15 protein-coding genes are annotated in these 20,266 nt (G+C 61.3%); 11 read left to right on the top strand and 4 right to left on the bottom strand.

The features are described 5' to 3' along the window. Positions 1-31 precede the first annotated feature (31 nt). From N5I32_RS20795 to N5I32_RS20770, 6 genes are read left to right on the top strand one after another with little or no spacing between them, the layout of a single operon-like run. Positions 32-625 (top strand): restriction endonuclease subunit S domain-containing protein, encoded by a 594-nt coding sequence (locus N5I32_RS20795; RefSeq protein ID WP_261497833.1) that lies wholly within the window; start codon positions 32-34, stop codon positions 623-625. Then, positions 622-2,139, top strand: coding sequence for a type I restriction-modification system subunit M (locus N5I32_RS20790; RefSeq protein WP_261497832.1), 1,518 nt, complete (start codon positions 622-624; stop codon positions 2,137-2,139). Before N5I32_RS20795 ends, N5I32_RS20790 begins: the two co-directional genes overlap by 4 nt. After that, a complete protein-coding gene (locus N5I32_RS20785) occupies positions 2,132-3,343 on the top strand; it encodes a restriction endonuclease subunit S (protein WP_261497831.1) in 1,212 nt (403 codons plus the stop codon). Before N5I32_RS20790 ends, N5I32_RS20785 begins: the two co-directional genes overlap by 8 nt. Then, the gene (locus tag N5I32_RS20780; RefSeq protein ID WP_261497830.1) at positions 3,340-5,013 is read left to right on the top strand and encodes a DUF6119 family protein; all 1,674 of its coding nucleotides are present in this window, start codon (positions 3,340-3,342) and stop codon (positions 5,011-5,013) included. The genes N5I32_RS20785 and N5I32_RS20780 overlap by 4 nt, the downstream gene beginning before the upstream one ends. Beyond that, on the top strand, positions 5,010-8,234 hold the full coding sequence (locus N5I32_RS20775; protein WP_261497829.1) for a type I restriction endonuclease subunit R: 3,225 nt from the start codon (positions 5,010-5,012) through the stop codon (positions 8,232-8,234). Before N5I32_RS20780 ends, N5I32_RS20775 begins: the two co-directional genes overlap by 4 nt. Continuing rightward, positions 8,231-8,947, top strand: coding sequence for a M48 family metallopeptidase (locus tag N5I32_RS20770; protein ID WP_261497828.1), 717 nt, complete (start codon positions 8,231-8,233; stop codon positions 8,945-8,947). The genes N5I32_RS20775 and N5I32_RS20770 overlap by 4 nt, the downstream gene beginning before the upstream one ends. A gap of 76 nt (positions 8,948-9,023) precedes the next feature. On the opposite strand, the gene N5I32_RS20765 is transcribed toward N5I32_RS20770, so the two are convergent. From N5I32_RS20765 to N5I32_RS20750, 4 genes are all read right to left on the bottom strand, one after another. Next, positions 9,024-10,133 carry a Fic family protein gene (locus N5I32_RS20765; RefSeq protein WP_261497827.1) on the bottom strand — a complete coding sequence of 370 codons (1,110 nt, stop codon included), beginning with the start codon at positions 10,131-10,133 and terminating at the stop codon, positions 9,024-9,026. A 139-nt stretch (positions 10,134-10,272) separates the two neighbouring features. Beyond that, positions 10,273-10,443 carry a hypothetical protein gene (locus tag N5I32_RS20760; RefSeq protein WP_261497826.1) on the bottom strand — a complete coding sequence of 57 codons (171 nt, stop codon included), beginning with the start codon at positions 10,441-10,443 and terminating at the stop codon, positions 10,273-10,275. 156 nt (positions 10,444-10,599) lie between these two features. After that, positions 10,600-10,953, bottom strand: a complete 354-nt coding sequence (locus N5I32_RS20755; protein ID WP_261497825.1) for a hypothetical protein — start codon at positions 10,951-10,953, stop codon at positions 10,600-10,602. A 304-nt stretch (positions 10,954-11,257) separates the two neighbouring features. Beyond that, positions 11,258-11,956, bottom strand: coding sequence for a ParA family protein (locus tag N5I32_RS20750; RefSeq protein WP_261497824.1), 699 nt, complete (start codon positions 11,954-11,956; stop codon positions 11,258-11,260). A gap of 582 nt (positions 11,957-12,538) precedes the next feature. Between N5I32_RS20750 and N5I32_RS20745 the strand changes: the two genes are divergently transcribed. From N5I32_RS20745 to N5I32_RS20725, 5 genes are all read left to right on the top strand, one after another. Further along, positions 12,539-13,141 (top strand): helix-turn-helix domain-containing protein, encoded by a 603-nt coding sequence (locus N5I32_RS20745; protein WP_261497823.1) that lies wholly within the window; start codon positions 12,539-12,541, stop codon positions 13,139-13,141. After that, positions 13,044-15,479: a relaxase/mobilization nuclease domain-containing protein gene (locus tag N5I32_RS20740; RefSeq protein ID WP_261497822.1), complete on the top strand. Its 2,436-nt coding sequence runs from the start codon at positions 13,044-13,046 to the stop codon at positions 15,477-15,479. The genes N5I32_RS20745 and N5I32_RS20740 overlap by 98 nt, the downstream gene beginning before the upstream one ends. Next, positions 15,472-17,442 (top strand): type IV secretory system conjugative DNA transfer family protein, encoded by a 1,971-nt coding sequence (locus N5I32_RS20735; RefSeq protein WP_261497821.1) that lies wholly within the window; start codon positions 15,472-15,474, stop codon positions 17,440-17,442. The genes N5I32_RS20740 and N5I32_RS20735 overlap by 8 nt, the downstream gene beginning before the upstream one ends. A gap of 230 nt (positions 17,443-17,672) precedes the next feature. Next, entirely contained in the window at positions 17,673-19,526 is a 1,854-nt protein-coding gene (locus tag N5I32_RS20730) for an ATP-dependent nuclease (RefSeq protein WP_261497820.1), read from the top strand. Positions 19,527-19,543: 17 nt separating this feature from the next. Beyond that, a complete protein-coding gene (locus N5I32_RS20725; RefSeq protein ID WP_261497819.1) occupies positions 19,544-20,029 on the top strand; it encodes a hypothetical protein in 486 nt (161 codons plus the stop codon). Positions 20,030-20,266 lie beyond the last annotated feature (237 nt).

The following is a 20,266-nucleotide window of genomic DNA, read 5'->3' as shown; positions in this document are numbered from 1 at the left end:
ATGCTGTATAGCGAATACAGAGGATTCATGCATGCGGATCGCAGACCTTTCGGATATTCATTCCGGCTACACGGCGCGCGGACGACTTGATCCGGTGCATGGAGGTGGCGTGCCTGCCATGCAGTTGCGAGATGTCGGTGTGACGGGAGATCTGACCGTTAAAGACTTGCAAAGATATGATCTTGGCTCGCTGGCGGATCGGTACTTTGTCTGCGGAGGAGAAGTAGTGTTCCGCTCGCGTGGCGAGACGAACATCGCGGTCGCAGTTCCCGATCCGTTGCCGGAGCCGGTGGTGGTCACCGTTCCATTGGTGATCGTTCGGCCAAACAGTAAACGAATTCTTCCCGAATACTTGGCTTGGGCCATCAACCAGCCTGACGCACAGCGCAGGCTCGGCGGGGAAGCGCAAGGCACAGGACTTAGGATGATCCCGATGGCCGCCCTCGAAGACCTCGAGATCGCCGTGCCCGACCTGCAGACGCAGAGACGTATCGTCGAACTCGACGCACTCGCACGGCAGGAGGGGCAGTTGCTCCGGCAACTCGCCGCTCGCAGGGAAACACTCGTAAGCGCCATTCTCGGCGATGCCGCTCAGGCTGCCGACCAGAAGGAGACTGCCCGATGACCGATCCGATCACTCAACAGCAGATCAACCAGACCGCATGGGCGGCTTGCGACACCTTCCGGGGCGCCGTCGATGCCGGCCAGTACAAGGACTACATCCTCGTGATGTTGTTCCTGAAGTACATTTCGGACCTCTGGAACGACCACCTTGAGACCTACCGCAAGCAGTATGGCGACGACGTGGCCCGCATTCGCCGTCGCCTCGAGCGCGAGCGCTTCATCCTGCCTGAGGGCGCCAGCTTCTACGACCTCTACGCTCAGCGGAATGAATCCAACATCGGCGAGCTAATCAACATCGCGCTGGAAAAGATCGAGGATGCGAACCGGGCCAAGCTCGAGGGCGTTTTCCGCAACATCGACTTCAACTCCGAGGCCAATCTCGGCCGGCCGAAGGATCGTAACCGCCGCCTCAAGAACATGCTTGAGGACTTCGCCAAGCCCGCGCTCGACCTGCGCCCGTCTCGGGTGACCGAGGACATCATCGGCGAGTGCTACATCTACCTGATCTCGCGCTTCGCCTCGGACGCGGGAAAGAAGGCGGGCGAGTTCTACACCCCCACCGCCGTGTCCCGCCTGCTGGCCAAGCTGGCCGCGCCGCAGCCCGGCAACACGATCTGTGACCCCGCTTGTGGGTCTGGCTCGCTGCTGATCCAGGCCTCGCAGGAAGTGGGGTCGGAGAACTTCGCGCTCTACGGGCAGGAGGTGAACGGGGCGACCTGGGCGCTGGCCCGGATGAACATGTTCCTGCACGCCAAGGACGCCGCCCGCATCGAATGGTGTGACACGCTGAACAGTCCGGCACTGGTCGAAGGCGACCACCTGATGCGCTTCGACGTGGTGCTCGCCAATCCGCCCTTCTCGCTCGACAAGTGGGGCGCGGAGGACGCCGACAGCGACCAGTACAAGCGCTTCTGGCGCGGAGTGCCGCCCAAGTCCAAGGGCGACTACGCCTTCATCACCCACATGATCGAGATCGCCAAGCGCCAGTCCGGCCGTGTCGCGGTGATCGTGCCGCATGGCGTGCTGTTCCGGGGCGGGGCCGAGGGGCGTATCCGCCAGCAGCTGATCGAGGAGAACCTGCTCGACGCAGTCGTCGGCCTGCCCGCCAACCTGTTCACGACCACAGGGATTCCGGTCGCCATCCTGATCTTCGACCGCTCGCGCGAGGAAGGCGGCGCCAATGAGGGCCGGCGCGACGTGCTGTTCATCGACGCAAGCCGCGAGTTCACGCCGGGCAAGACCCAGAACGTGATGGACGAGGCTCACGTGGCCAAGGTGCTGGAGACCTACGCCACGCGCGCCGAGGTCGAGCGGTATTCGCATCGGGCAAGCCCTGAGGAGATCGCCGAGAACGGCTACAACCTCAACATCCCCCGCTACGTCGACACCTTCGAGGCGGAGGACGAGATCGACGTCGCCGCCGTGCAGAAGGACATCCTGCGGATCGAGGCCGAGCTGGCCGAGGTACGGGCGAAAATGGCCGGGTATTTGAAGGAGCTCGGCGTTGATGCGTGAGCCTTACCCCAAGCTACCACTCTCGAAGGTTGCGAGGGTCGAGCGGGGGAAGTTCTCCGCTAGACCCCGCAACGACCCGAAGTACTACGGTGGCGAGATACCGTTCTTGCAAACCGGGGACGTCGCAAGAGCTGGCCGCCTTATTCAGAGTTGGTCTCAGACGCTGAATGAGCTTGGCTTGAGTGTAAGCAAGATGTTCCCGCGCGGCACGATCTTTATGTCGATTGCCGCAAACATTGGCGATGTGGCCATTTCGGGGTTCGACTCTGCCTGCCCGGACAGCGTGGTTGCTGTGAAGCCACGCAACGGCTTTGATCACGAGTGGCTTTTCCAGTCGCTGAAATTCTCGAAAGAAGACTTGGCGGCGCTCTCCACCCAGAACGCGCAGGCAAACCTTAGCCTTGAGAAAATCGAACCTTTCAAAATCCACGTTCCCTCGCTGCCCGAACAACGCAAGATCGCCGAGATCCTGCGGACCTGGGACGAGGCGCTCGAAAAGCTCACCACCCTGCGCGCGCTGAACATCCGCCGCCGCGTCTGGTTCCGGACCCATCTGTTCACCGGCAAGGTCAGGTTGCCCGGTTTCACGGGTGAGTGGCGCGTTGTTCCGCTGAGCGAGGTTCTCCACGAGCACGGATCGAAATCGACCGGCGCTGAGGAGGTCTACTCGGTCTCGGTCCACAAGGGGCTGGTGAACCAGGTCGAGCATCTCGGCCGGTCGTTCTCGGCCGCGAACACCGACCACTACAATCGCGTCCTGCCCGGCGACATCGTCTATACCAAAAGCCCCACGGGCGATTTCCCGCTCGGCATCATCAAGCAGAGCAAGATCGACCACGAGGTCATCGTCTCCCCGCTCTACGGCGTATTCACCCCGCAGACCTACGCGCTTGGCGTGATCCTCGACGCGCTCTTCGAGTCGCCGCTGGCCGCCCGCAACTACCTTCATCCCCTCGTCCAGAAGGGCGCCAAGAACACGATCGCGGTCACCAACAGCCAGTTCCTCGAAGGCAAGCTCCGCCTCCCGATGGACCCGGCAGAACAGGCCGCCATCGCCGACATCGTAAATTCGTCGCATGCCGAGTGCGCGGGCATCGAAGCCGAGATCGAAGCTCTGACCCGTCAGAAACGTGGGCTGATGCAGAAACTGCTGACAGGCGAGTGGCGTGTGAATTTGAAGAGTATTCAGAAGGAATTTTCATGACCGACAATATCCAAAAGCTGTCCATCCGCCTGCTCAAGGTCGGGGTCGAACCGGCAGATGCTCTCCGTGAGGGTGTCGACTTGGACGACTGGCCCAAGATCGAAGGCGCTAAGATCGCTCTGAACACGATGGGTGGCAACCCTCCGAAATGGTCCAGCTTCCTCGGACTGTCGGAGGACGAAAAGAAGAAGGTGTGGAACAATACCGCATTCGGTTTGGTCTTTCTCCAGACGTCCGGCCGTTGGTTCGCGGTGTCGTTCGGGATGGGCCATGTGAAACTGGACCCGTCCAAATTCGAGCAGGACTTTGGTCTTCGGGTCGTCCTAAACTCGGTGGACGAGGGGCAGTTGAAAAGCGCCGATGTCCGGACTCCCGACGAGAACACCCTGTCCCGGCGAAGCCAGACGAGTCGCGGGTCCGACCAGACGGCCTTCGCGATCGACGTCGAACGCGATATCATTCGCGGGTTGGCCGGCACTCCCAAGGACATGGACTTCGCGACACGGGTCGCCGGCAGTGATGCCTTGTCCATGGATCGCCGTCTGAAGGTGGCTGACCTCCCGAAGGCGTGTGACGATGCGCTCTCCGTATACGCGAAGAACGACTACAAGAACCACTTCGGATGGGTCGACCAGATCAAACACGTGCGCGAAGCAGACCTACTTGAGAAGCTGGATGATGCCGCTGCAGCGAAACTCGAGGCCGTGATCGGTGGTGCAGACCCGGACGGCCTGCACTTGGCCTTTCCCATCATCTACGACCCTGAAAAGGGCGCCTGCATTCGTTACAAGGGCTTCCGCAGCAAGCTCGTGTTCCCCGACCTCGATCTCTCCGGCTACCTGGGCGCCCTTCAGGAGCAGGGCGTGACGAGTTTCACGGCCGACGATCTCAGGAAGCATGCTGTCCACGAGGTTGACGATGAGGGCAAGGACTGCGGCAAGAGCTGGAAGATTGGCGAGTGTCTTGTTCTCGAAGCCGAGGTTGATGGCCTTACCTACGTGCTCTCCGGCGGACGCTGGTATCAGGTCGCTCAGGACTACGCTCAGGAGTTGGTGAAGTTCTTCGACGAACTACCGAGGGAGGAACTGCCGGACGCGCTCCCCGATGAAAATGAGGAGAAGTACAATAGGCGCTTGAAGAATGACGTGCCTGAGCTTCTCTGCCTTGATCGCAAACTCATCAAGCCCACCGGCTGGACCACGTCCATTGAGGCCTGCGATTTCCTTGATAAGAACGCTCGCGTCATTCACGTGAAAGACAAAACGTCGTCTTCACGCCTCAGTCACCTCTTCAACCAGGGAACGGTGTCAGGTCGCGTCCTGATTGGCGACGCGGCGGCGCGCGATCTCTTGAGGGGACGGATCGACGAGGTTCAAGCAGATACCGGACAGACTGGCTTTGCCGACGTGATCCCGTCTGCAAACGAAAGTTTCCAGCCGAGGGACTACACCATCGTCTACGCGGTAATTGGGACCGGCGATGACGCGAAGCTACCCTTCTTCAGCCTAGTCACGCTCCGTCAGGCGGTTCGCGAACTCATTGTGATGGGATACAAGGCCGCGTTCGCCTGGATCAAGAAACCGGCCGCAGCCGGAACAAAGCCAGCAAAGAAGCTGGCGGAAGATCAAGATGACGGCGAAGTAATCGAAACCGATGGCGAGGCAGCATGAACCGAGAAGGTTTCATAGCGGCTGAGAAACACCAGTCTCAGGTGCCAGCTCTGCAGCTGCTCGTGGCGCTCGGGTTCACCCCGCTTTCGCAGGACGAAGCCCTCCGTCTGCGCGGCGGGCGTCTGCGAAACGTGGTGCTGGACGATGTGCTCGCCGAGCAACTCATGCGCATCAACCGCTTCACGCACCGGGGCCGCGAGTACAGCTTCGACCTCGAGGACGCGCATGAGGCGATGCGGCGCCTCAAGCCAACGCCGGACCGTCTGAAGGGTCTCAAGGGCACGAACCAGGAAATCTACGACACGCTCGTCCTCGGCACGACGATCACGAAGTCCATCGACGGCGATTCAAAGAGCTACTCGTTCCGCTACATCGATTGGGAGCGGCCGGAGAACAACGTCTTCCACGTCACTGCCGAGTTCTCGGTCGAGAGAACCGCGTCGAGCCAGACGAAGCGCTGCGACATCGTCGCGTTCGTGAACGGTATCCCGATCCTCGTGATCGAGAACAAGCGGCCGACCGAGAGCCTGAAGAAGGCGGACAGCCAGCTGATTGGCTACCAGAACGAGGACAACATTCCGCAGCTCTTCCACTTCGCCCAACTGCTGATCGGTATGAACCGTACTGCGGCGCGGTACGCGACCGTTGCGACCAAACCGAAGTTTTGGGCCGAGTGGCGCGACGAGGAAGACACCGACGAGGCCATCGCGCCCTTCGCGAACCGCGTGCTCACTGTGGCGGAGAAGGACGCCATCTTCTCAGGCGATTTCGCGGGCGCGCGCCCGTATTTCGACGCGATGGCCGCCGAGGGCGAGCGTGCGGTCACGGTTCAGGATCGGACGGTGTACGCGCTGTGCCGCCCCGAGCGACTGCTCGATCTCATCCGCCGTTTCACCGTATTCGATGGCGGCGTCCGCAAGGTTGCGCGCCACCAGCAGTTCTTCGGGATCCGGCGCGCCGTCGAGACCGTCAAGCAGCATGATGTGAGCGGCGCCCGCAAGGGCGGCGTGATCTGGCATACCCAGGGCTCGGGCAAGTCGCTGACCATGGTGATGCTAGGGCGCTCGCTTGCTCTCGAGCGCAGCATCGAGAACTCGCGGATCATCATCGTCACGGACCGCGACGATCTCGACAAGCAGATCAAGGACACCTTCAAGTCCTGCGACCTCGAGCCGGTCCGCGCGACGAGCGGGGCTCACCTTCTGGAGCTCGTCCAGAACAAGGCTCCGCTGGTCACCACAATCATCAACAAGTTCGACACGGCGCTGAAGAACAGCAAGCTGATGGACGAGGACCCGAACGTCTTCGTGCTGGTCGACGAGAGCCACAGGACGCAGACGGGTCGCTACGGCGGCCACAGCCAGTTCGCCGCCAAGATGCGACGCCTCCTGCCCAAGGCCTGCTACCTCGGCTTCACTGGCACGCCCCTGCTGAAGAAGGAGAAGAACACGCTTTCGACCTTCGGGCGGCTGATCCACCGCTACGCCATCGACGAGGCGGTCGCCGACGGCGCCGTCGTGCCGCTGCTCTACGAGGGACGGCTTGTCGAGCAGCAGGTCTCGGGCACCGTGATCGACCGCTGGTTCGACAAAATCAGCGAGGGCTTGACTGACAGCCAGAAGGCCGACCTCAAGCGCAAGTTCTCCCGGATGGATGCGCTGTCGAAGACCGACCAGGCGATCCGAGCCAAGGCGTTCGACATCTCCGAGCACTATCGCCAGCACTGGCAGGGGACCGGCTTCAAGGCGCAGCTCGTTGCCCCCTCGAAGGCCGCGGCCGTCCGCTTCAAGGAGGTTCTCGACGAGATCGGCCACGTCTCGAGCGCGATCGTTATCTCGCCGCCGGACGAGAACGAGGGCAACGAGGAGGTCGACCAGGAGTCCAAGGACCTCGTGCGCCGCTTCTGGTCGCAGATGATGGCGCGGTACAAGACCGAAGAGGAGTACAACCGCCAGATCATCGATGCCTTCAAAGGCTCCGGCGATCCGGAGATTCTAATCGTCGTTTCCAAGCTCCTCACCGGCTTCGACGCGCCCCGGAACACGGTGCTTTACGTCTGCAAATCCCTGAAGGAACACAATCTCCTGCAGGCGATTGCGCGGGTGAACCGGCTCTACGAGGACGGCGGAACGGAGAAGCAGTTCGGCTTCATCGTCGATTACGAGGGGCTACTCGGCGAGCTCGACAGCGCCCTTACAACGTACAGCGCCTTTGAGGGTTACGAGGCGGCCGACCTCGCCGGGACGGTGCATGACATCCGCGAGGAGATCCGCAAGCTGCCCCAGCTGCACGACCAGCTCTGGGACCTCTTCAAGCCGGTGCGGAACAAGAAGGACATGGAGCAGTACGAGCAGCATCTTGCCGACGAGTCGCTTCGCCATGAATTCTACGCGCGCCTCAAGGCATTCAGCCGGTGCCTGCACATCTCGCTCTCGTCCGACAAGCTGTTCGATGTCTTCGACGAGACCAAGGTCGATGCCCTGAAACGCGACTGGAAACAGTTCTCCGAACTCAAGCGCTCGGTCCAGCTCCGCTACCAGGAGACGGTCGATGTCCGCGAGTTCGAGCCGAAGATCCAGAAGCTGCTCGATGACCATGTCGTGGCGATGCCTGCCGAGACCATCATCGAGGTGGTGAACATCAACGATCCTGATGCGCTGAAGGCGGTCGTCGAGGAGACGGGCGTCTCCGAAGCCTCGAGGGCGGACCGCATCGCCAGCGCCACCCGGCGGGCAATTACCGAGAAGATGGATGAGGACCCGACGTTCTACAAACAGTTCTCCGAGCTGCTCGAAGAGACCATTCGCGCCTATCGCGAGAAGCGGCTCTCCGAGCGCGAGTACCTGAACAGCGTCGTGGAGCTCGCGAGCAAGGTGGCACGCAAGGATCGGGGCCGGGATGTTCCCGAAAGCATCCGGGGCGATGAGGATGCACAGGCGTTCTTCGGGATTCTGGACGGTCGGCTCAAGACCGAGGGCGATGAGCTGGTAGCCGGCGACGATGTCGCAGGGATCGCTAAACAGATCATCGACATCATCAAGTCACACTTGATTGTGGACATCTGGTCGAACGAGGTGGCCCAGAACAGTCTGCGCAATGCCATCGATGACTACTTCTTCGACGTTCTGCGTGACGAGAGGGGCGTCGACCTGCCCGTGCAGGTGCTCGACGATCTCGAACTCAAGATCATGGATCTTGCTCGGGCCCGGTTCGCGGCATGACGCGGGAACTGCACTGCCTGCAGTACGGCGAGCAGGAGATCCGCTACGAGATCGTCCGCCGTCCGAGGAAGACGCTAGAGATCGCTGTCGAGCCGGATGCTTCGGTGGTGATCGCGGCCCCGGAGGACGCGACGCTCGACGCCATAGAAGCGAAGCTGCGGAAGCGCGCGGCATGGGTGACGCGGCAGCAGCGGTACTTCGCCCAGTTCCTTCCAAGAACACCGGAGCGCAGGTTTGTCGCCGGAGAGACCCATCTCTACCTCGGGCGCCAGTATCGGCTGAAGCTGGTCCCGCATGTCCAGGAAAGCGTAAAGCTGATCCGCGGCTTCATCGTTGTGCAGACACACCGGCCGACCAGGCCGGAGGTGACGCGCGAACTGGTCGAGGCATGGTACCGGGACCGGGCACACATCAAGTTTCCGGAGCGGATCGAGCTCTGTCTCGGCCACTTCCCGGATCCGGAGGCATTCAGGCCGAAAGGTCTCATCGTACGCCAGACCCGGCAGCGATGGGGGTCCATGTCGCCGGCCGGACGCCTGCTGCTGAACCGCCGCCTCGTGCAGGCGCCGGTCGACGCCATCGACTACGTGATCACCCACGAGCTCTGCCATGTGGCGGAGCCTCATCACGGTGCTGCCTTCTTCGAGCTTCTCGACAAGGTCATGCCAGACTGGGAGCGCCGGAAGCAGCGGCTTGAACGGCTCATGGCATAATATCGACTCATCCCTAGCGGCCAGGATATTACATAATCAAGATTATGCGAACGTCATTTGCTGGCGTTTCCCGTCTTCAGTCGCGGCCAAGTTCTAGCCAATACCTTGTGTGCCGCCGCTCCCCAGTACGGCAAAGCGCGCCCATCTCCACCAGGTCCCGCAGATCTCGGGTCGTGGTGGCGCGTGACGTGCCAGTTATGGCGATGTAGTTCTCGGCGCTGAGGCCACCTTTGAACCCGTCGGGCCCCTCGCGGAACATGCGCTCGATCACCTTGGCTTGTCGCTCGTTCAGTCGATCACGGAATTGGTCGTAGAACTTCGCCTTGGCGATGAAGAAGGCGACCCGTGTCAGCGTTACCTGCTGCGCCTTCAGAACGATCTCGGCGAACCAGATCAGCCAGCCGGTTACGTCCAGCGTCTTCTGGTGGGTTTCGAGCTGGTCGTAGTAGGCTTTCCGGTCCCGTTCGATCGTATAGGCTAGCGCGATCAGGCTCGGCTGGCCGATGTTCTGCGCAAGGGACTTTTCCGCCAGGGCGCGGCCGAGGCGACCATTGCCGTCCTCGAAGGGATGGATGCTTTCGAACCAGAGGTGCCCAAGCGCCGCGCGGGTCAGAGCCGGCAGGGGCGTTGTGCCGTCTGGCGCCGTTCGGTTGAACCAGTCGACGAACACGTCCATCTCGCCTTGGACCTGCGCAGAGGGCGGCGCCTCGAAATGCACCGTCGGTCGGTCGATCCTGCCGGATACGACCTGCATCGCGTCGGCATGCCGCCGATAGGCGCCGATGGTTTCGAGCCCGCGGTCATGTGCCAGGAGCATCCCGTGCCAGCGGCTGAGGGTCTCGTGGGTCAGAGGCGCGCCGCAGGTCGAGTAGACGTCGACCATCATCTCTGCGACGCCCTGTTCCTTGGGCTTCGATGGCGCACCGCCAGAGATCAGACCGAATTGACGGCGGAGGGAGGATTGCACGCTGGCCCTGTCTAGCACCTCGCCTTCGATGGCGCTGGTCCGCATCGCCTCTTCACTCAGCAGTTCGATGCGCAGGCGGTCGCGTTCATCGCCGGTCACATGGCGGACGGCGCCGAGAATCTCGCCGGATGACAACAGAAACTGCCGTTCGAAAGGCTCGATGGCGGCGCTGTCATAGCGGAAATTCGGCCAGTCGGGTTGTGTCCAGTTCCAGCGCATGAGCTATAGAATCCCTTTCTATAACTCACAGTAATGCGGAATAATGATTTATGGAAGCGCGCTCTTTGCATCACGCCCTGCGCTTGAGCCCGGGGCGTTCAGGCGCAGACCCACACACAACGTCGCATTTGTGCGCGTGTCAGGCTGCGGCCGAGATGGGTTCGTAGCGTACTTCAGCCTTGGCGGTGTCCAGCCAGGCGGGCTGCAGGTCGCCGTTGTTCCATTGGTAGAGGTAGCCCACTAGCGTGTCGGTTTTCTTGCAGAGGATGCGCAGGATCGGTTCGCCTGTGAGGCGGGTTTCAGGGGACATGACGCTCTCCTCTACTCGGACCTCTGCACCAGGAAAAAGGAGGCCGCTCGTTCTGAATGGGGTGTTAAAGATTGGTTTCTGCAACTGCAAGGCGAAGACGTGCCTTCAGGGAAAATGTGATCGGTGGAATTCAAGATATCCTTTTAGACAGGTATGTTACGAAGCATCACCCTCATGCGGCACCGCAGCATGAGCGGCGATTTCGGCCAGGATGGCGTCGATTTCGGCCCAGACAGGGGGCTCCAACTGCCCGCGGATCAGAGTCCATTTGCTCAGCACGTCGAGCGGGTCGTAGGCGCGCAGGAGGGTGGTCACGGCGGCTGCATCGACAGCGAGCGAGGTGCGTGCACGCCATTCCGTGATCCGCGTCCGCTGCTCCTCGGCGGGAGGGACGAAGTCGGGTCCGAGCTGCCAGTTCTTCACTGCACGGCGCAGGGCGGCGCGGATGACATGGGCCGGATCGACGCCACAGTCGATCAGGGCGTCCTCCTGCCGTTCCAGCGCGTTCACCCGGATGTCGATCTTGCGCGTCGCCGGAAAGCGTCGCGACCTGGGAAGCGATGCAATGGTCGGTGTTGCAGTGCGTCCGGCCGCCGCTTGACTGGACTGAGACGTGGGCGCAGGCGGCATGCTTGGCGGCGAAACAGCGTGACTGTCCGAGACCACAGGCTCGACGTTTGCAGCTTCTGGCATCGTCTCAGCTCGCAGAACCTCTTCCCTTCCCGGGTCTTCTCCCGCCTCTGGCCGCAGGGATGCAGCATAAGCCGGGTCGGGCCGAGTGATTGTCGGGATCTTCTTCCGCACCTACCTGACCTCACGCGGCCAGGATGTTGTTGAGGATGTCGGTCGCCTCGTCGAGGGCCTCGACCACATGGCGCACATGGGGGCGCATGAGGGGGTTCGGATCGGCCTGCTTTTGCAACGCTACAGCGTGCAGGAGGCCCTTCTCGTCCATTTCCTTATAGACATTCCGGCGCATCATCACAGTCTCGACCACCGGGAACCGTGCGATCGCCGCCTCGATGAGAGCGGCATCGGCGCGCGTGGTCTTGGGGTCAACCATGTTCAGAACGACGTGGTGCCGTGGTAGGCTTTCGGGGTCATCGACGCGGGCGCGGAGCTTTTCGAACCAGTCGGCGGTTTGCGCACCGACATCGAGATCTGAGGTTGAAAGCATGACCGGGGTGACGATGTGATCGGCCAGAACGGCGATCCCGTCCGACCACTCGGCCCCGACGCCCGCTGTGTCGATGAAAATAAAATCTGCCGAGTCCGCCGCATAGGCCTGCTCGATCCGGCGATCCACGGCCCCCACGCTCTCAACGGTTGCCGAGCGCAGGAGCGGTGACCCCAGCCCTGCAGCTTCAGCCCGCTTGTGCCAGGTGCCGAGCACGCCTGTGCTGTCGGTATCGATCAGAAGGACGCGACGCCCGGCGGCAACGGCAGCGCTGATCAGGGCGCGCGAGAGCGTGGTCTTGCCACTCCCCCCCTTCCGGGCCATCGCGGCGATCACTACGAGATTATCGTTCGGCATGGGGGCGGACCTCTCGCAATAATGGTGAAACGCAACAAAGATGGTTCCGCGTCGCTAACCCTCGCGCGCGACGGCGTCAAGCAGAAGACGGGATGCGGGCTGCCTCAGGCGGAATGCGGGGTCCATGGTGCATCGCGCAGGGAGCGAAAAGCACCACGCTCGCGACACCGGACGTTCTCTCGTCCGCGCGATGCGGTCCCCAGATGACGCGCGACATGCGACATCGGCCATAGTGCGCGACGCAGGAAACGTGACGCATACCGCACGGGACGTGGACCATCGGGCACCACGCGCGATGCGGGCAGCACGGGCCATCTGCCACTCGCCAGAAGCCGTGCTGCAGGGCGCGCAAAACGCAGTCCAAAGGACGCGATGCGCGGTGCAGGGAACGCGGGACGCGTTGCATTGAGCGCCTTGCGCGTTGCATTTGCCAAAGGACGTCAAATCGGCCCGTGAGGCCGATTTTCTATATTGAGTACAAGCCCTTGGCGCCTTCTCCGCTTGTGCTGGGAGAAGGCGGGCTTGTACGAAGTTGGCAAGAAATAGGAACGTATACTTCACATGGGCAGCAGTCGCAGACTGACCGATCACGAGCGCCGTCAGATCGTCCGGGAACGGGCGAAAGGCGTCTCGGTCAGTGCGATCAGTGCGACGCTGAAGGTCTCCCCCAAGACCGTCTACAACGTGCTGAGCCGGGGTCGTTCCGCCGTCTCGGCCAACGTCAGCCGCACCCGCGTGCTGACCATGCGCGTCACCGACCGCGACCTGCGCGGCTTCGATGCTGCTCTCGCGCGGCGCGGCATTGCCCACCGGTCAGACGCCATGCGCTGCCTGATGCTGGCCGCCGACGATCTCCTGCGGCCGGATGAGGGCATGACGGATGAGCTAAAAGGGATGAGCGCGGCGTTGAACCGGGTCGGCAACAACGTGAACCAGGTCGCGCGCCGCCTGAACGAGGCAAAACTCAAAGGCGAGCGTCTGCCCTATACCCCCGCCAGCCATGCCGAGATCCGCGACCTTGCGGTGCTCGTCTTCGACATGGCCGACCAGATCCAGGAGATGTTCCGTGCGCGGCGTCGCGATCTGGACCTCGAGGTCACCAAGGCGCTCGCCGGTCTGGCACGGCAGGAAGCGGAGCAGGTGGCCGGACATGGCGCGGAGTGAGGCACGCGGCGTCGGGCCCGCCCTCTTCGATCGCGACTGGAGCCGGGTCTCGGGCAGTTGGCAGGGGCTCGCCAAGAAGGCGCAGATGGTCCGGGCGGCGCGCGGATACTCCCCTGCCATCTTCAAGCCGATCTCGAAGGGCGGGTGCCACACGGGCGCGCAGCTCAAGGCCCAACTGACGTATCTCACCACCAAGTCGAGCCACATCCTCGACAGTCGCGGCACGCATGATGGCAAGAAGATCCTGACCGAGGCCGAGATTGACCGGGTCGTGCGGCGCTTCGAGAACCAGTGGGGCGAGCGGCACAGCCCGAAGCTCGGCCATACCTCGCATCTTCTGATGGCCTTTCCCGTCGGCACCAGCGGCGAAGAAGTGCGCGCAATCACGGAATCCGTCTGCGAGCGGTTCTTTCAAGGTGAGGGGTCGCAATTCGACTATATTGCTGCAATACACCAAGATCGCGCGCATCCACATGCGCATATCGTTCTGAACCGCCGCAGCAAGGATGGCGAAATGTTCTTTCTCGGAAAGGATCACCACTTCAACTACGACGCCTTCCGGCTGGCGATGGTCGAGGCGGCGCAGGTCCACGGGATCCGGCTCGAGGCGACACGGCGTCTTGACCGGGGGGTCACGACCTACCGCGCCGAGATTGATGAGGTCTACAAGGCACGTGACGAAGGCCGACCGCCCGTCGAGCGCCAGCGCACAGGCGCTGATCTCGCCGCGGCCCTGGAGACGGTGGCGCGCAATGCGCTGACCTATCGGGGTCTGGCTGCCGAGGCATCCCGGTCGAACTTCGAAGACGTGGCCGAGGCGCTTGAGCGGGCCAGCACCATCCTTGCCAATGGCGGTCAGATCCAATCTGACGGAGCCATCTACATGTCCCAAGACGAAACAGCGTTCGACACGCTGATCACCGAGTTTTCCCAGAACATCCGTCAGATCGAGGCGGCGATTGACCGAGCGCCTGCGGCGGAGCGGCCGGAGATCGAGCGCAAGCTCACCGATGTGCTGGCATCGGTCGCGCATCTCAATCCGCTCGGGGACCGCTCGGCCGCTCTGCTTGATGCGCCCTCCCGCGACGGCGTCTACGCGCGGGCCAACATGCGCGAGGATCAGATGGATCGTCTCGACGACGATGCGGTCAAGGCACGCCTCACCGAGGCGCTGCAGGGCACGGGCATCGATCCCGAAGCCGTGGCCGCCCGCATGCGCGAGGGTGCCGGCAATGCCGCGCTCGAACGGCAATGGCTGGCGCAGGATCTGCGCGCCATCGCCAAGGCAGGCGATCTCGATCTGGAAAAGGGCGAGGACCGCGAGGAAGCACTGGACCGGCTGGAAGCCGTCCATGTCCGTCTGGGCGACACCCTGACCAATGCGCGCATCTTGCGGGCCGTTGATGAGGTGGACGACACCAAGGATGACCCGGTTGCCCTGGCCGAACGGGTGACACTGCCTGAGCGCGAGCGCGCGGCGGGCGAACCTGACATCTTCGCCGCGTCCGAGCGCCGGGATTTCCAAGACCTCGTCGCCCAGTTCCGCCGGACGGATTTCGACCACCCCTTCTCGGACGACCCTTCCGTGCGCCGGGCCGGTGCCGTCGAGGTGGAAGAAGCCCGCGCCGCCTTCAACGCCTTCGCGCAGCGATCGCCCGATCATGCCGAGCTGGCTTCGATGGCCTGGGACAAGATCACCGACAGCCGCAAACCGCAGGAGTTTGCCGTCGATGAAAAGGACCGCAGGCTCCACGCGGGCGATATGGACCTGGCCCTGCGCCATCATTCGGATGAACTTGGGCCCATCACGGAAGACGCGCGCACTGTCGCCCGCTACCGCGCGGAAATGCCGGATGACGCGTTCGGGGCAGCCGTGCAGAACGAGATCAACCAGCTGCGCGCCATGGGCGCCTCACGCGCCTATATCAGCGAGCGGAGCTTCGACATCGAGGACAAGGCCCGGCAGGACTATGCCGAACGGCGCTTCATGGCCGAGACTGCCCCGGAAGTGCTGACCTTCCTGCAGCGGGCCGAGGCCGAGGATGTGAAGCTGCTCTCCGAGACCGACGGGCAACGCCTGATCGCCCAGATCGACCGCAACCTCACGCCGGATGCGGTGACCGCTCTTCGCGCAGGACACGCGGATGTGCTGGAGAAGTTCACCGAGCACCCGTTGCGGCAGCTGGAACTCGCCAAAGCCTATCTGGAAAGCAGCGAGGTGACCGCCCACGGCCCCGCCATGGAGCGGGTGCTGGATGCTCTCGCCGAGGAACAGATCGAGACGCAGCGCGCACGTCACGCAGCAGCGCATGGCGAAAAGGGGATCACCCATGGATAAGGGGAAGATCGCGGGCGGGATCCTCAGCCTTACGCTGGTTGGCCTCGCCATCGGCTATGTCGTGGCGACGGGCTACCTCACCATCCGCTATGGCCTGTCGACGCAAGCCTTTGACGTCACCCTTCTCGCGCGCGAGTACCGCGCCCTCGGCGTCAGCGCGCCGCGGGACTTCCTTTGGGTGAACCTGATACTCGCAGGCTTCGGCATTGCTGCGCTGATGCTGAGCGTCACGCTGCTCGGCGATGCCCTGACCCGCTTCGGCACGACGCATTGGCAGACCAGGGCCGAAATGAAGCGCAACGGCTTCTTCGCCAAACCGGGTGGCGGCTTCCTTCTCGGCAAGCTCGGCCCCCCGAAATCGAAGCGCCCCTTCCTCGTTTCGAAGACCTTCCCGCATGCGCTAATCGTGGCGCCCACGGGCCGGGGCAAGGGCGTGGGTTTCGTGATCCCGAACCTGCTCACCTACAAAGGCTCGGCCGTGGTGCTCGACGTAAAGGGCGAGAACTTCCGCGAGACCTCACGCTTCCGCGCCAGCATGGGCGACAAGGTGTTCCGGTTCGCGCCGACCGACTGGGACCGCCCCACCCACCGCTACAACCCGCTGGCGCGCATCGCGGCGATGACCAATCCCGACCGGCAGCAGATGGAGTTGAAGCTCACCGCCAAGCTCTTCCTGCAGACCGACAACGAAAAGCTGAGCGGGCTACTGGCAGGCGGCATTGATCTGTTCGTGGCGGCCGGTCTTCTGGCCTTCGAACGCGGCGTGCCGACCATCGGCGAGATCTACCGCATCACCGCCTCGGGTGGCGACAAACAGAAGGAATATCTCAAGCGCGCGCAGGAGGTGAAGAACACCTCGGCCAAGCTGATCTTCGAGCGCATGGCCTCGACCAACAACGACACCCTCACCTCCTACCTCTCGCTCTTGATGACGTCCGGTCTCGACACTTGGGACAATCGCGCGATCGACGCGGCCACCGCGACCTCCGACTTCTCCTTCCGGGATATCCGACGCCGCCCCCACGCGATCTATCTCGTGGTCGAATCCGAGATGATCCGCCCCCTAGCTCCGCTGATCCGGCTTTTCTTCTCGGACCTGATCGCGTCGCTGCAGGCGCAAGAACCGGGGAATGACGAGCCTTGGCCGGTGATGATCATGCTCGACGAATTCGACCGCCTCGGGAAAATGCCGATCGTCGCCGAGAGCATAAAGACGCTGCGCTCCTTCGGCGGGAGCCTCGCCATCGTCACCCAGACCATTCCGGCGCTGGACGAGATCTATGGCGAAAACACCCGCCGGTCGCTCCAGGGCGGCGCAGGCGTGAAGCTCTACCTCACCCCGTCCGAGCAGAAGACCATCGAGGAACTGAGCCAAGCCGTCGGCAAAACCACCAAGCGCGTTGTGACCAGGTCGCGCGCGGTCGGACGCAATCCCTTCGAGGGGCGCAGCGTCTCCGAGCGGACAGAGGACACGCCGCTCCTGACGGAGGACCAGGCCCGCCGCATGGACCTGGACGAGGTGATCCTCGTGATCGACGCGCAGATGCCAATCCGAGCAAGGCGGATCAAGTATTTCGAGGACCCGGCGTTGAACATTCTGCATGCGGGTCAGGCGGGGAGTTTCCCATACCCAGATGAGGACGGGCTGCGGCGAGATCGGCAGATGACCGAAACGCGGGAGACGGTGGAGAAACTGAAGCAGGAGTTGCAGGAGGTGCGGGCGGCTGCGGGGGCGCAGGGAACTGCAAAGGTGCCAGCTGAAGGGCCACCCAAGGGGCCACATCATCGAAAACCTGAAATCGTAGGTCGGGCGCGTGGCCGAGCGGCCCGAGCTGGTGCGGGTAGTGCCGGGGGAAGTCAACTGGCGTTCGACCCGGTAGCACTCGGGCTGAAGGAGGCAGATAAGACCAACCTGGCGGCAGCGGTTCAGACGACACGGGCCATCATTGCCGAGCACGCATGACCGGCGCGCAGCCGTCGTTGGAACCTGAGGCTGCGAAGGTCCGGTCTTCGCCCATCTGCTAAAAGCGGAGCTCCTCGAGCCACAGATTCAACACGGGTGAAGCGAGCTAAGAGAACGAGGTACTGTGACTAGAGATGGGTTGCCCCGCCCGCCTGAAACTCTTGCTTGCTACCCTGCAAAATGGTTCAATCTCAGCTGTCAGTAGAGAAAGACTACGATACGACCCGTGGATGCAGAAAGGTGGTCGAGAAACGATGCGGTTGTCAGAATTTCGTATCACGAACTATCGAAACATCACCGATTCTGGGTGGATCAGAGTTAACGATGTAACGGCCATTGTCGGTCAGAACGAGGCGGGGAAAAGCAACCTTTTTGAAGCATTGTATTGTCTGCATTCATATGTTGAGACACAGTACAATCCAGATGAAGACTGGCCGGTCGACGACTGGAAGGGCAAGAAGAATGCCGATGGGAGGCCAGTAGCTCAGGCCGTTTTCGAGTTTGATGAAGGTGACGCCAAGGCGCTTTTTCAATTCGCGGCTGACATTACGAGCGATAATGAAGGAAGTGAATCGGAAGCTCTAACTGTAGCGCCGCCTGATGGAATTCGCCTATTCGCTTGCCGCGGCTATCGACAAAAAACCGGTTTTTGGCTTTGCGACGAGAAGGCTGATCCGATCGCCGCAGAGAGTCTTGGACTATCCAAAGCCAAAGTATCAGAATGGGCGAATGAGATCGCTCCGCGATTCGTGCTCATCCAAGACTATGAGTTTTCTGGCGCACAGGTCGAGCTGAATGATCTTAAAAGTCGCTTAGATGCGGCCGGTGGACAGAGACACAACCTCTCCACGGAAGATCAAACCATACTCATCGTTCTCGATCTTGCGGATATTGACCTCGATGATATTGTTCAGAAAGGTGGAAGCGCAGCGGGGAGAACGCTGCGCCAGTTCGATAGTGTTGCGGCCTCAGCATACCTGACGCAGCAGTTTCAAAAATTGTGGAAGCAAAAGCCTGTCGAGTTCGATATCCGGGTAGATGGTCAGACGCTCAACATCTTTGCCAAAGACAAGGCAATCGGGTTTCCGGTTCGTCTAAATCGGCGCTCGACCGGATTCCGCTGGTACGTCTCTTTCGCTTGGAAATTCACCCATGCCTCAGAGGGCGACTTCGAGAACTGCACGCTTCTACTGGAAGAACCAGGCATACACCTTCACTACAGTGGGCAGCGCGATCTCCTTGGCGTGTTTGAAAACCTCTCCGAAACCAACACGGTGATGTATACTACGCATCTTTCCTCGATGGTCGATCAAGCAAACCCCGAGCGGGTGCGCATCATCGAAACGGACAACGACCACCATCTGCGCGTGACACATGGTGTTGTGAGCAGCCAATCGGCTCCCATGGCGGTCATAGAAAGCGCTCTCGGCTTGACGTCCGATCTTTCGGGAATGCTTGGCAACCGCAAGGTATTGATTGTCGAAGGTGGAACGGACGTTCTGATATTGAGCAAGCTATCAGGTTTGCTGACGAAGGGCGGCAAAGTGGGTTTATCGGATCAAATTTATATGTGGCCAGCGGAGACCTCTACCAAGGTGCCAATGTACGCAGCATTCGCGATTGGGCAACGCTGGGATGCTGGCGCCTTATTAGACACTGACGACGCAGGTCACCAAGCGTACAAGAAGATTAAAGACATGAGCCTGAAAGAATATGCTAAGGAGACAGGCCATGAATTTCGGGTTTTGATGCTTGGTGACGCTGCCGGAGTGAAGAAAACGGATGTCGCGATTGAAGATCTCTTCCCAGACGATTGGTTCCTTGACTGCGTGAACCGATGCTATGGCCTAGCTCTCAAGTTGGATGACCTGCCCGATGATGGTTCCACATTGATCGCTAAACGGGTTGAGATCGCTTTGAAGCAGCGCCAAGGGCGCGAGCTCAAGAAGAAAGATGTTCTTACGGAGATGTTGCGGGACTTCGACAGCTGGACGAAGATCGCTGATCTTCCCAGAGGTACTGCAGCCAATGCAGAGCGCTTGTTCAAGAAGGTCAACGCGGCATTTGGGTTAGAGAACACGTGAGATAAGCCGGATTGAATTTGGGAAAGAAAACTGGTTGGCATTATTCTGATGCAAAGTATGGCATCGGCGATTTGGTTTCCTCTTACGACAATTGGCCAGGGCTTGATCCAAGTTTACATGCCGCTGAAAGAATAGTCAGGTCGTCCCATCCGGATGGGGTCAGAATTCGTTCGAATGCCGTTTACCTTTGGGAAAATGAAGAAGTAGCAAGACGGATTTGGGCAGCCGCTGGCAAAGCGAAGAAGGCTAAGAAATATTTGTACACGGTCGAGTACGGCCAATCTGATATATTGCACAGGGGCGATCTCAATCACTACACAAGCGTCCAAGAAGGAGATTTGTACGCTCAAGTTGCCGCTGCAGAATCCTATTGGGCTGGCAGTCTGTACGGGGAGCAACAGGCTAGAGTTGAGGTTCTGGTTCGAAGCGCAACAGTGATCGCTGCAGAAAGCTACAGCGTACCGCTGCCTGAAACGTGGTCTGACGCAGATTTGCCTTTCTAATAGCCGAGCTAACCCAACTATAAGGACATCGGATCACCAGCGGAGGCGCTGAACAGGTTATGGCGCTCGCTGCTGTGGGCGTTTGCGATGCATAGTTTTGCGAACCTTATGAAGTCAACGTCCGCTCCCCGTCCTCTACCTAGGAGAGAATGCATCATTTGTAACCGGCCGGTTGTTACCGCGGTGATTGGGCCTTGATACGGGCGACGAGTTCTGTGCCGTTGACGAAGTCGTCGA

Origin of the sequence: Albidovulum sediminis, assembly GCF_025380365.1 — a bacterium.
In the GTDB taxonomy this organism is placed as follows: Bacteria; Pseudomonadota; Alphaproteobacteria; order Rhodobacterales; family Rhodobacteraceae; genus Albidovulum; species Albidovulum sediminis.
Note: the sequence above shows the minus strand (reverse complement) of the source record. Positions and strands in the feature narration are given on the sequence as shown.